This is a genomic window from Streptomyces sp. NPDC058307, from assembly GCF_042880295.1.
Taxonomy (GTDB): Bacteria; Actinomycetota; Actinomycetes; order Streptomycetales; family Streptomycetaceae; genus Streptomyces.
In genome coordinates this window covers 16,477-28,469 of sequence record NZ_JBHVYZ010000057.1, presented here as the reverse complement: position 1 = coordinate 28,469, position 11,993 = coordinate 16,477, and the positions used below count along the sequence as shown (strand labels likewise).

The window sequence follows — 11,993 nt, the reverse complement described above, 5'->3', positions numbered from 1 at the left end:
CCTCGCGGGTTCCACAGGAGACGGTCGAGGAGAAGAGTGAGCGACACCGCACAGCCCGTCCGGTCGGCAGGGCCCGCGACGGCGACCGCCGCGCCGGGAAGCGCGCCCGGACGCCCGAAGCAGCGCGACGCGTTCTTCGACAACGCCAAGTACCTGGCGATCGTGCTGGTGGCCATGGGACACGCCTGGGAGCCGCTGCGCTCCGGCAGCCGTGCCGTCACCGCGCTCTACATGATCGTCTACGCCTTCCACATGCCGGCGTTCATCATCATCTCGGGCTACTTCTCCCGCTCCTTCGACGCGAGCCCGGCGAAGATCAGGCGGCTGGTCACCGGGGTCGTCGTCCCCTACGTCGTGTTCGAGACGGCGTACACCTACTTCACCCGGTGGTCGGACGGGGTCCCGGACCGGGCGATCAGTCTCCTGGACCCGCTGTACCTGACGTGGTTCCTCGCCGCCCTGTTCATCTGGCGGCTGACCACGCCGATCTGGCGCGGCGTGCGGTGGCCGCTGCCGATCGCCCTCGCCATCGCCGCGCTCGCCACCCTGAGCCCGTCCATCGGCAACGACCTCGACCTTCAGCGCACCCTGCAGTTCCTGCCGTACTTCGTGCTCGGCCTGTGTCTGCGCCCGGAGCACTTCTCGCTGGTCCGCCGGTGGCGGGTGCGGCTGCTCGCGGTTCCGGTCTTCGCGGCCTCGGTGGTGTTCTCGTACTGGGCGGTCCCGCGCATGGACTACGCCTGGTTCTTCCACCGCGACGCCGCCGAGCACTTCGGTGTGCCGGCCTGGTACGGGCCGCCGATGACGCTGGCGCTCTTCGCCTGCTCGCTCGTCCTGGTCGCCTGCTTCCTGTCCTGGGTGCCGGGGCGCCGCATGTGGTTCACGACCCTGGGCGCGGGCACGCTCTACGGCTATCTGCTGCACGGTTTCGTCGTGCAGGCCGGCAACCACTTCGACTGGGCCGGCCACCGGTGGGCGCACACCCCGCTGGGCGAGATCGCCGTCACGCTCGTGGCTGGGGCGGTGGTGACCGCGCTGTGCACCGCGCCCGTGCGGCGCCTCTTCCGGTGTGTGATGGAGCCGAGGATGGAGTGGGCGTTCCGGAACACCCCGCCCGGCACGGACGGGGCGCCCTCCCACGTGCGCAGCTAGGCCGGTCAGGCGGTGCGTCCCACCGCCCACCACTTCGACGGCAGCTCGATCCGGGTGCCGTCGGAGCGGTACTCGGTGGTCATGAGCGGCAGTTCACCGCTCGCCACGATCGTCAGCCCGGCCGCCCCGAGGTACACGGGCACCGCCTCGTCGGCGACCTCTCCGGGGGCGATGCCGTGCGCGAAGATCGGGGCCAGCTTTGCGGGCGGTCCGTCGGGGCTCTGCGCAAGACCCACCAGGACGGCCTTGGCGGCCTCGGAGAGCTCGACGAGGAAGGCCCGGCCGCGCTCCCCGACGAGCGTGGCGATCCCGTCGACCAGCTGCTGCCGGTCCTCGGGCGCGGCCTGGTGCAGCACGCCCCGCATATAGACGTTGGCGTCGCCGATCTCGGCGTGCAGGTTCTCCGGCTCGCTCTTGTCGGAGGCGTCCAGCAGCCGGTACGTCACCTGCTCGTCGGGGTCGGCGTCGCGGGCGCGGTCGAGGGCGGCGGCGGACAGGTCGACGCCGATCACCTGGGTGAAGTGGGCGGCGAGGAAACGGCTCTGGGTGCCGTTCCCGCAGCCCAGGTCCACGAGAGGCAGCCCCGGATCGACCAGGAGCGGCTCGAAGTGGGCGAGGTGGACTCCGGCGGTGAGCACCGGCTCCGCGTCCCAGAACACGGCTCCCTGCCGTCCCGGGGCCTCCCGCCAGAAGCCCTCCCAGGACTCGCGGTACCGACCAGTCACGCTCATGCCCAACTCCCCAGGTGCAACACGAACCCGCCACACTTGACGGGCCAGTACGGTGTATCGCGCCGAGATCACGCGGACAAGCGCGCGGCGCATTCCTTCACTGTCAGTTCGAGAGACACACGCCCCGTGCGGGCCGCTCAGCGACGCGGCAGCGTCAGTTCGAACCAGACGGTCTTCCCGGCCTTCGTACGGCTCGCACCCCACTCCCGGGCCAGCGTGCTGACCACCCTGAGTCCTCGTCCGTGCTCATCGGCGGGCCCCGCGCTCAGCAGGTTCGGCAGCTCGTGGTCGTCGTCGTCCACCTCGCACAGCAGGGTGTCCTCCCGCACCAGCCGCAGCTCGACGGGCCGACTGTGCGAGTGTTGTACGGCGTTGGTGACCAGCTCGCTCACCAGAAGCTCCGCACCGTCGGCCAGTTTCCCAAGCCCCCAGTCGTGCAGCTGCTCCCGCACCACCGCGCGGGCCCGTCCCACCTCGGCCGGGTCGAGGGAGATCCGCCACTCGGCCACGTCGTCCGGCTCGATGCCGCCCAGCCGGGCCATGAGCAGCGCCACGTCGTCCTTGCGTCCCCCGCGCGGGTTGAGCGCGCGGATGATCGCGTCGCAGGCGTCGTCCATGGACGCGGCCGGATGCGCGGCGGACTCGGTGAGCGTCGCGAGCCCCACTCCGATGTCCTCGCCCCGCACCTCCACCAGCCCGTCGGTGCACATCAGCAACCGGTCCCCCGGCGCCACGCGCACGCGTACCGCCTCGAACGGCACCCCGCCGACGCCGATGGGCGCGCCGGTGGGCAGGTCGAGCAGCTCGCTGCGCCCGTCCGCGGCCCGCACGATCACCGGCGGGATGTGCCCCGCGTTGGCGAGGTGGAGTTCGCTCGCGATCGGGTCGTAGACGGCGTAGAGACAGGTCGCGAGGTAGGTGTCGCCGAGCCGCTGGGCGAGGTCGTCGAGGTTGCGCAGCAGCTGGGCCGGCGGCAGGTCGAGGGCGGCCATGGTCTGTACGGCCGTACGCAACTGGCCCATCATGGCGGCCGAGTTGAGCCCGTGTCCCATGACGTCGCCGACGACCAGTGCCGTCCGCGCGCCGGGCAGCTTCACGGAGTCGAACCAGTCGCCGCCGATGCGCCCGAGGAGCGTGCCCGGCAGATAGCGGGTGGCGATGTCGCAGCCCGCCATGCGCGGCGGGATGTGCGGCAGCATGCTGTCCTGGAGGGTCTCGGCGACGGACTCCTGGAAGGTGTACATGCGGGCGTTGTCGAGCACGAGGCCCGCGCGGGCGGCGAGTTCGGCGCCGGTGACCCGGTCCATGTCGTTGAACTCGACGCGCTCGGGGTGCCGTAGCAGGATCATGAAGCCGAGGACCACATTGCGGGCCTTGAGCGGGACGACGAGCATGGAGCGGCCGGTGATCAGCGGCCTGATGTCCCGCTTCTCGAACTGCGAGGCGATCGCGTGCCCCATCTGTTCGCTGATGCGGGGCACGAGGACGGGCTCACCGGTGGTCATGCACTGGAAGAACGGGGTGTGCGCGGGGAACGGCATGGCCTCGCCGACCGGCACCACGTCGTCCCAGCGGCCGGGTTCGTCGGTGTGCTCCAGCGCCACCCGGTGCCACATGGTGGTGGTGTCCGGCACGCCGTCGGGGAAGCCCTCGCCGGCGACGACCTGTTCGCGCAGATAGGTGCCGGCGACGTCGGTGAAGCGGGGTACGACGGCCTTGCTGACCTCGACGATGGTCTGCGAGAGGTCGAGGGAGGTGCCGATCCTTCCGCTGACCTCGTTGAGGAACTCCAGGCGCTCGCGTACGGCGACGTATTCGAGGTCCTCGCCCTCGTCCGGCTCGTCCCGCGGCAACGGCAGGCCCTGGGCGGCCGCCCGGGCCGCCCGCTCTCGGCGGGCTCTGCGCTCGGCGCGCCGGGGCACGCCCCAGTCGGGGGTGACGGGCACCCGGTCGTTCTGGCTGAACTCCAGCACCGGATAGCCCAGTTCGAGGATCTGCGCGACGATGCGGGCGCTTTCGCCGACGCTCATGCTGGGCAGGATCTCGGGGAGCCGGTGGGCCAGTGCGTCGGCTCCGGGGAAGTCGGTGTGCAGGGCGAAGGCGGGCGCGATCCGCTCGACGGCCGCACCCCGCTCGTCCAGGTCGGGGTCCCGGTGGAGTCCGCCCGCGTCGGCGGCCAGCACCAGCAGTCGCTCCGGGCCGGGGCCGACCAGCGGGTAGGCCCACCACAGGACGTCGACGCGGTCGGCGCCGGGCACGGTGAGACGGGCGCGGCCTGCGGCCGGGTAGGACAGACCGCCGTCGAGGGAGGACTCGAGATCGGGTCCGAGTCCGTCGTAGGCGGCGTACATGCCGTAGTCCTGCTCGGGGAGGGCTCCGGAGACGGGCAGCAGGTCGGTCGCGGCACGGCCGATGGCCTCTTCCTTGGCGGCGCCGAACAGTCGGGTCGCGCCCCGGCTCCAGTGGGAGACCAGTCCGTCGCGGTCCACCACGACCACGGCCAGCGGGACGCGCCCGGCGGCGGGTGCGTCCGCCGCGCCGTCCCCAGCTCCGCGGCTGGGAGGTACGCCCCTCTCGGTGCCACGGTCCATGGCCCAGGCCCTCTCTCCGCAAGATCTGTGCCGCCTGCTCCACCGTACGGCGCCGGGCCGTCACGGTGTGCGGCAACGCGGGAATTGGGACGGACCGCCTCACCCCGGCGCGCGCCCAGCGCTGACGGACCGTCAGTCCTCGTGACCCAGCTGGAGATCCCGCTGCGTGCGGTCGCCTCCGGCGACCTGGAGGACGGCGGCGACCGGCGGGTAACCGGCGGCGATGACGGTGTACTCGCCCCCGGACAGGTCGACGAAGCGGAAGGTGCCGTCGGGGCCGGTCGTGAGGGTGTCCACCACGTTGCCGGCGACGTCCAGAAGGGTCACGCGCGCGTCCTCGACGGACCGTCCGCCACCGGCCCGCACGGTGCCGCGCAGCACGGCGCCGCCGGCGAGTTCGACGTCCAGGCGGGTCTCCCGGGAGGCCCGGACGGTGACGGGGAGCGCGACGGGGTGCAGCCCGGGCGCGCCGGCGGCGAGGGTGTACTCCCCCGCAACCAGTTCGGTGATGACGTAGCCGCCGTCCTGTCCGCTGCGGGTGGTGGCCACGACCTGGCCGTGCGCGTCGGTGAGGGTGACGGTGGCGTCCCGTACGGGAGTGCCGTCGGTGAGCACGCGGCCGGTGAGCCGTCCGGCGCCGCCGAGGACGATGTCCAGTTCCACGGGGCGCTCGCCGATCGTCACGGAGACGGCCTGCGGCTGGTGGCCGCTCGCGGCGGCGATGAGGACGTACGAGCCCGCGCCGGGCGTCGACAGCGCGTACCGCCCGTCCTCGCCGCTGCTGCCGCGTCCGATCTGCGCTCCGGCCACGTCGATGAGGGTGAGGGCGGCCCGGGGCACGACGGTCCCGTCGGTGTGCTGCACGGTGCCGCACACGGGGGCCCCGGCGGTGCGCGGCGGGCGTGCGTTCGGGAGCGGGGCGGTCTCCGTGTCGACGGTGTGGTGGGTCACCAGCGGTTTCTCCTTGAGGAAGAAGGCGAGGAGCAGGCCGAGAGCGAGCACCGGCACGAGGTAGAGGAAGATCCTCGGCATGGCGTCGGCGTAGGCCCGGATGTAGCCGTCGCGCAGCGCCGGGGGCAGGGCGTGGACGAGCTGCGGGGTGAGGGACTCGGGGTCGGGCAGCCCCTGCGCGGTGGGGAGCCGGTGTCGCAGGGAGTCCGCGAGCCGGTCGGCGAAGAGGGTGCCGAAGATCGCCGCTCCGACGCTGCCGCCGATCTGCCGGAAGTAGTTGTTGGCGCTGGTGGCGGTGCCGAGGTCGGCCGGGCGGACGGAGTTCTGCACGGCGAGGACCAGCACCGGCATCACCATGCCGATCCCGGCGCCGAGGACAGCCATCCAGATGCTGTAGTGCAGCCGGGGGGTGTCGACCTCGAGCCGGGACAGCAGCCACATGCCGACGACGGAGAGGGCGCTGCCGAGGATCGGCCAGATCCGGTAGCGGCCGGTGTGGCTGATGAGCTGTCCGGCGACGACGGAGGCGCCGACGATTCCGGCCATCATGGGCAGCATCAGCAGGCCGGACTCTGTGGCGCTCGCCCCGTCGACCATCTGGAGGAAGGTCGGCAGGTAGCTGGCGGCCCCGAAGAGCGCGACCCCGATCACCAGGCCGATCAGTCCGGTGACGGTGAAGACGGAGTCCCTGAACAGCCGGAGTGGGATGAGGGGTTCGGCGGCGAAGTGCTCGGCGACCAGGAAGAGGGCGGTGGCGGCCGCCGCTCCGGCCCCGAGGCCGAGGATCACCCGTGAGCCCCAGGCGTACTCGGTGCCGCCCCAACTCGTCAGCAGCACCAGGCAGGTGGAGGCCGCGGCGAGCAGCAGTGCGCCGAGAACGTCGAACCGGGGCCGCACCCGCGGCTTCGGCAACTTCAGTACGGCGGTGACGACGGCCAGGGTCAGCAGCCCGAAGGGCACGTTGACGTAGAAGCACCAGCGCCAGGAGAGGTGGTCGGTGAAGTAGCCGCCGAGCAGCGGGCCCGCGACGGAGGCGAGGCCGAAGGCGGCGCCGATCAGGCCCATGAAGCGGCCGCGCTGCCGGGGCGGCACGATGTCGGCGATGATCGCCTGCACGCCGGTCATGAGGCCGCCCGCGCCGACGCCCTGCACCGCGCGGAAGGCGATCAACTGGTCCATGGTCGTGGCCCGTCCGGCGAGCGCGGAGCCGGCGACGAAGACGAGGATCGCGAACTGGAAGACGCCCTTGCGGCCGAGCAGGTCGCCGAGCTTGCCGTAGACCGGCAGCCCGATGGTGGCGGTGAGCAGGTAGGCGGTGATCGCCCAGGACATCCGGTCCAGGCCGTGCAGTTCACCGACGATCCTCGGGAGCGCGGTGGCGACGATCATCTGCTCCAGCGCGGCGAGGAGCAGCGCGAGCATCAGCCCGAAGAAGACGAACCGCACCCGGCGCGGGCCGAGTTCGACGGCCGGGGCGGGGGCGTGCGGTGGCGCTTCGACCCGTTCCCCGTGCGTCGCAGTCGTCACGCCCACGTCCCGCTCCCCTCGTCGCGCCTGCCACGCATTTCCCGCATAAGGCGACAACTACGAGCAAGCGCGACGAGTTACGGCAGGCCGGTGGGCCGTACGGAGATCCACTCGATCCGGTGACCGGGTTCAACGTCCGCCGGGCGCCGGGGACTTACTTCTCGACCTCGGCGGCGAGCCGGTCGAGCAGGGAGTCGTAGATCCGGCCGAGACCCTTGGGGGCGAAGGTCTTCTCGAAGAAGCCGCCGATGCCGCCGGCGCCCTGCCAGGTGGTGGTCACGACGACCCGGGACTTGCCCTCGCCGGCCGGGGTGACCCGCCAGGTGGTGACCATGGAGGAGTTGCGGTCCTTCTCGACGAGCTCGCCGTCGGTGGGCTCGGTGACCTCCAGGAGGCAGTCCCGGACGCGCTTGCTGGTGGCCTGGAGCTTCCAGTGGACGAGGGTGCCCTCGCCGTCGCCGCCCTCGCGCACCTCATACTCGCTGAACTGCTCGGGGAGCACCTTCCCGCGCGTGCCGCTGTAGTCGGCGACGGCGTCGAACACCTTCTCCGCGTCCGCCGCGACGATCCGCTCCGTAGTGGCCTCGACCTGCGCCATCGACTTCCTCCAGGACTTCGGGTTCTCGGGTGTTCTCGGGCTGGGAGCAAGCCAACCACCCCCGCCCGCGGGTGCCCAAATCGGGGTTGCGCAGAAAATCGAACAAGTGTTTCACTCGAAGGGCAGTGCTACCGAGGAGGCCTCATGCGCTGGGAGAACCTCACCGAGTCCGCGGAACACCGACGGGCCGACGCCGCCCTCTTCGGCGCCGACGCGGTGGTCAGCCGTACCTTCGACGCACCCGGGTTCGCCGGGATCATTTTCCACGAGATCCGGGCCCGCTCGGTCATCAACCGGGTGCCCGGCGCCTCCCGCATGCCCTTCGAGTGGACGGTGGACCCCTCCCGCGGCTGCTCCCACGCGTGCTCGCACTTCCCTGCATGACCCTATTGAGCCCGGGAGGGCCGATGCTCAGCACTCCGAACGCGGACAAGGCCTGGAAAGGCATGACGAGGTCATTCCCGACCCCGGAGGCGTCAGGCCGGCCTGCCGCCTCCGGCAAGGCGGAGAGGACGGCCTACGCCGTGCTGCTGCACGGACCGGCCGCGCGCTCAGCGGGCACCGACGCGAGTCAGTGGCTGCTGCTGCGCGACCGCACAGCGAAGCGCCCGTAACCGACGCGGCAGCAGCCACATTTCAGCCTGCGACTTCCCTGACGCTCACCGGGGCGCTTCCGTGTGTGCGCGCTCAGGTCAGCGCAGGCCGTCTGTGCCGTCGTCTGCCGGTTCGACGTAGGCATCTACGGGCGGCAAACATCCCCGCTTCCACGTCCATGTCATTCCCACCGGCTCCTTCTGGATGAACCAGGTGCAGCGGTGGTTCGGCCGGCCTGCTGACCGACAAGCTCGTCCCCCGCGGCGTCCACACCTCCGTGAAGGCGCTGGCGGACGACATCACCGCGTGGATCGACACCTGGAACGAGAACCCGCGGCCCTTCACCTGGACCAAGACAGCCGACGACATCCTCCGTTCTCTCGCCGACCGCATCACCAAGGTCGGACCCACCAGCCAGAAAACAACGTGGACGCCATTCACCCCGGCCGCTGCCTCCTCGGCCTCGGCGTCAGCCACGCGAAGCTCGCGGAGCAGTACCGGCGGACGTGCGCCGCGATGGCCGAGTAGCTCGACGCCGCCGGGGTCCCCATCGGGCGCCGGGTGCCGGTCGCCCCGGGCCCGCGAATGCTCCGCCTCTCCCGCGAGCGGGCGGCCGGCTTTCCATCCGTACCCGGTGCCCCCGGAACACACGGCCGAGGCCCGCGAGACACTGGGTAAGGGCCCGCTGCCGGCCCCGGAGCCGAAGGTGGTCCCGGAGACCGATCCCGACCGCACCGGTTCCCTCCCCCGCTCCCACCTCGCGTTCCATCCCGGGTCGCCGAACCGCACGAACACGGCCTGGGGCTCCCGGCTGCCCGGTGTGGTGAAGCCTCACACCGGGCGGTGCCGGGGCGGGAACCTGGTGCGGCCGACTCGCTACGGCGGCGACCCGGACCACCTCGACATCGCCGAGGCGGCCACCGTGCCCGACCACGCCGGCGACCTGGACGCGGACTGGCCGAGGCGCTTCCTCGTCGTCGAGCTGCGCGACATGAGCCGAGCAGGGCGAGGGCGTGGGGCGGCCGAAGGCCGGGGCGTCGCCCGTCAGTCGGACCCGACGAGCCTCCGTAGCCATGAGGTGTCCTGCTGCCACGGGATGATCCGGTCGCCCGACACGACGGTGGGCGTGCCGAAGGCCTTGCCGCTGCCCGTGCCCTGCCACAGCGACTTGTCGGCGGCGGCCCTGGCGCTGTTGGCGTGGATGCGGTCGTCGTACCGGCCGGCGTCGCCGAGAGCGGTGACGTCGTCGACGGGAACCTGGAGGCGTTCGGCGAGGTCGAGCAGTTGTCCGTCGGTCCAGCCCGCGCTGCCCTCCTTCGGCTGGGTCCGCAGCAGGCTGTAGTGGAAGTCCATGAACTTCCTCGGGTCCGTCGCCGCCACCGCGAGCGCCACGTTGGCCGCGCGTTGCGAGTAGCCCGGTGGGTCCGACAGCGGGTCGAGCAGGTCGAGCATGTGGTACTCGACCTTGATACGGCCGGCCTCCAGCTGCCGCTCGATGGCGGTGAAGTACTGCTTCTCGAACTGGCCGCACACCGGGCAGAGGAAGTCCTCGTAGATGTCGATCGACACCTCGGCGTCCTCCCGTCCCACCCGCACGGTCCCGGTCCCCTTGTCCAGTTCGACCGGGTAGGAGGACTCGGTCGCCAGCGAACTGGCCGAGATCACAGTGTTCGCCACCCTGTCCCGCTCGTTGCCCTGGACGACCGTGCCGACGGCGACGGCGAGCGCGAGCACGGCGCCCACCACGAGGGCGACGACCCGGCCGTTGCGGGGCGGGCGCGGGGCAGGGGGTGGGCGCCGGAGTCCGCTCGGCTGTCCCGGTTCGGCCTGCCGCGCGAGGGCGGTCCGGCGGGTGAGAGCCATGGTCTACTTCCCTTCTGTGACGGACGACGCGGAACGAGCCGAATGCCGGGCCAGCAGGCCGTCGGCCGACAGCCGCGTCGCGGGGCGCCGGACCAGGACGAGTGCGAGAGCGAGGAAGCCGAGGTCCCGGGCGATCTCCATCGGGTACTCGGTCCGGCCCGCGGACACCTGGCCCCCGCCGCCGAAGCAGCCGCAGTCGATGGAGAGTCCGCGCGCCCAGGCCTGGACGATGCCCGCGATGAAGGCGACGAGTACGCCCACCGACAGGGCCGCGGCGGCCCGGGTGCCGACGCCCAGGAGCAGCAGGAGCCCCAGCCCCAGCTCCAGGAAGGGCAGTACGGCGGCGACCGTGCTCGTGAGCTGGTCGGGCATCACGTCGAAGGCGGCCACGGCGATGTAAGTCTGGCCCGGGTCCATGGCCTTGGCGACACCCGACGCGATCCACAGGCCGGCGAGGCCCAGTCGGCACACGGTACTGATGATGACGTTCACTCGTGTCCCCTTACTCGACATACTCGGCTTGCTCGCTACTCGGCTTACTCGGCGCGGGAGAACCGGCGAGCGGCCACCAGTACGGCGAGCGCGGCGATGGCCGCGATGACGCCGAGTTCCAGGGCGACCGGTGGGGACCAGCCTCCCCAGGTGGGCCCTGCCGCCCGGCCGCCGTACTCCGCGCCGATCCCGGGAAGGGTGCGGCGGATCGCGTCGACGGCGTAGGTGAGCGGGTTGACGTTGACCGCGAAGCCGAGCCAGCCGGGCAGGCCGCCCACCGGGAACATCGCGCCCGAGGTGAAGAGCAGCGGCATCATCCCGAGGCTGACCGCGACCTGGAACGCTCGATGCGTTTCATGGCCACGGCAGCCAGCACCGCCAGGCTGGTGAACACCAGTGAGATGAGCGCGAGTTCCGGAAGGACGAGCAGGAGCCGCGGCTCGTACGGGATGTCCGCCACCCAGGCCAGGGCCACCACCATCGCCCCGTAGACCGTGCCCGCCGCGGCCCCGCCCAGACAGACGCCGAGGATCAGCGCACCACGCCGTACCGGTGCGACGAGCATCTGGCGCAGCAGCCCGGACTTGCGGTCCCACACGATCGATATGCCGGCCGCGATCGCCGGTGCCTGAACGGACATCAGGAGGACGCCGGGGTACAGGAAGGTCCGGTACTGGCGCATGCCGGCACCGGCCGAACCCGGGGAGGAGCTCATCCCGGTGCCGAGAACGACCAGGAACAGCAGCGGAGTGAGCAGCCCCATGGCCAGACGTACCGGATTACGGGTCAGGCGGATCACTTCGCGCTGCCACAGCACGCGTACGGCCCGGAGGTTGGAGTGGGACGAGGCCCGGGTGGACGGCGGAGCGGCCGTCCACCCGGGGTGGGCGGGGTGCGGTCGTCCCGGAAGAGGGTTCTGTGCGGAGCATGGGCGCTATCTCCTTGCCACGTGGTCGGTCAGTGCCCGTGGGCCGGTGTCCGTGTCGCGGATGGTGCGGCCCGTGTGGTGCAGGAAGACGTCGTCCAGAGTGGGCGGTGTGACCGTGACCGAGTGCACGGGCACGCCGATCTCCGTGCACAGCCTGGGGGCCATCGCGGCACCGTCGGCGACGCGCAGTCGTACGCCGTCGGCTCCGTGTTCCGGCTCCAGGCCGAAGGTGTCGCGCAGTGTCCGGGTCGTCAGCGCGTCATCGCCGGTGCGCAGGGTGACGAGATCCGCGCCGACGACCGTCTTCAGTTCCGCCGGGCCGCCCTGCGTCACGAGCTGTCCACGGTCCATGATCGCGATGCGATCGCAGTGCTCGGCCTCCTCCAGGTGGTGCGTGGTCAGGAACACGGTGGTCCCCTGCTCCCGCCGGAGCCGGATCAGGTACTCCCAGATCGCGTTCCTGGTCTGCGGGTCGACGACCGGTGGTCGGCTCGTCGAGGAAGAGCACCCGGGGGCTGTGCATCAGGCCTCGCACACCGATGGTGGTCGTCTTGCCCGCGCCGTTG

At 71.6% G+C, this 11,993-nt stretch carries 9 protein-coding genes and 2 pseudogenes; 3 read left to right on the top strand and 8 right to left on the bottom strand.

Annotated elements, in window-relative coordinates:
- The first annotated feature begins 36 nt into the window (after positions 1-36).
- The gene (locus ACFVYN_RS31680) at positions 37-1,152 is read left to right on the top strand and encodes an acyltransferase family protein (protein ID WP_390004776.1); all 1,116 of its coding nucleotides are present in this window, start codon (positions 37-39) and stop codon (positions 1,150-1,152) included.
- 5 nt (positions 1,153-1,157) lie between these two features.
- Here ACFVYN_RS31680 and ACFVYN_RS31675 read toward each other — a convergent pair whose 3' ends face one another.
- From ACFVYN_RS31675 to ACFVYN_RS31660, 4 genes are all read right to left on the bottom strand, one after another.
- The gene (locus ACFVYN_RS31675) at positions 1,158-1,883 is read right to left on the bottom strand and encodes a class I SAM-dependent methyltransferase (RefSeq protein ID WP_390004774.1); all 726 of its coding nucleotides are present in this window, start codon (positions 1,881-1,883) and stop codon (positions 1,158-1,160) included.
- Positions 1,884-2,020: 137 nt separating this feature from the next.
- Positions 2,021-4,474, bottom strand: coding sequence for a SpoIIE family protein phosphatase (locus tag ACFVYN_RS31670; RefSeq protein ID WP_390004772.1), 2,454 nt, complete (start codon positions 4,472-4,474; stop codon positions 2,021-2,023).
- Positions 4,475-4,606: 132 nt separating this feature from the next.
- Positions 4,607-6,958, bottom strand: a complete 2,352-nt coding sequence (locus ACFVYN_RS31665; RefSeq protein ID WP_390004769.1) for an MFS transporter — start codon at positions 6,956-6,958, stop codon at positions 4,607-4,609.
- Between the two features lie 148 nt (positions 6,959-7,106).
- Complete coding sequence (locus tag ACFVYN_RS31660; protein WP_390004766.1) at positions 7,107-7,550, bottom strand: SRPBCC family protein; 444 nt, start codon at positions 7,548-7,550, stop codon at positions 7,107-7,109.
- Between the two features lie 144 nt (positions 7,551-7,694).
- Between ACFVYN_RS31660 and ACFVYN_RS31655 the strand changes: the two are divergent.
- Positions 7,695-7,916 (top strand): annotated as a pseudogene (locus ACFVYN_RS31655) (radical SAM protein); the annotation flags it as partial.
- 41 nt (positions 7,917-7,957) lie between these two features.
- Positions 7,958-8,164 carry a hypothetical protein gene (locus ACFVYN_RS31650; RefSeq protein WP_390004762.1) on the top strand — a complete coding sequence of 69 codons (207 nt, stop codon included), beginning with the start codon at positions 7,958-7,960 and terminating at the stop codon, positions 8,162-8,164.
- A 1,024-nt stretch (positions 8,165-9,188) separates the two neighbouring features.
- On the opposite strand, the gene ACFVYN_RS31645 is transcribed toward ACFVYN_RS31650, so the two are convergent.
- From ACFVYN_RS31645 to ACFVYN_RS31630, 4 genes and pseudogenes are all read right to left on the bottom strand, one after another.
- Positions 9,189-10,007 carry a DsbA family protein gene (locus ACFVYN_RS31645; protein ID WP_390004759.1) on the bottom strand — a complete coding sequence of 273 codons (819 nt, stop codon included), beginning with the start codon at positions 10,005-10,007 and terminating at the stop codon, positions 9,189-9,191.
- Between the two features lie 3 nt (positions 10,008-10,010).
- Positions 10,011-10,499 carry a MauE/DoxX family redox-associated membrane protein gene (locus ACFVYN_RS31640; RefSeq protein WP_390004756.1) on the bottom strand — a complete coding sequence of 163 codons (489 nt, stop codon included), beginning with the start codon at positions 10,497-10,499 and terminating at the stop codon, positions 10,011-10,013.
- Between the two features lie 44 nt (positions 10,500-10,543).
- Positions 10,544-11,298: pseudogene (locus tag ACFVYN_RS31635) on the bottom strand (ABC transporter permease).
- A 135-nt stretch (positions 11,299-11,433) separates the two neighbouring features.
- Positions 11,434-11,835, bottom strand: coding sequence for a DUF4162 domain-containing protein (locus tag ACFVYN_RS31630; protein ID WP_390004753.1), 402 nt, complete (start codon positions 11,833-11,835; stop codon positions 11,434-11,436).
- Between the last annotated feature and the right edge of the window lie 158 nt (positions 11,836-11,993).

Excerpts from the sequence above, each read along its gene's own strand:
- ACFVYN_RS31650 (WP_390004762.1), top strand. The coding sequence starts at position 7,958 with ATGCTCAGCACTCCGAACGCGGACAAGGCCTGGAAAGGCATGACGAGG.
- ACFVYN_RS31660 (WP_390004766.1), bottom strand. The coding sequence starts at position 7,550 with ATGGCGCAGGTCGAGGCCACTACGGAGCGGATCGTCGCGGCGGACGCG.
- ACFVYN_RS31675 (WP_390004774.1), bottom strand. The coding sequence starts at position 1,883 with ATGAGCGTGACTGGTCGGTACCGCGAGTCCTGGGAGGGCTTCTGGCGG.
- ACFVYN_RS31670 (WP_390004772.1), bottom strand. The coding sequence starts at position 4,474 with ATGGACCGTGGCACCGAGAGGGGCGTACCTCCCAGCCGCGGAGCTGGG.
- ACFVYN_RS31645 (WP_390004759.1), bottom strand. The coding sequence starts at position 10,007 with ATGGCTCTCACCCGCCGGACCGCCCTCGCGCGGCAGGCCGAACCGGGA.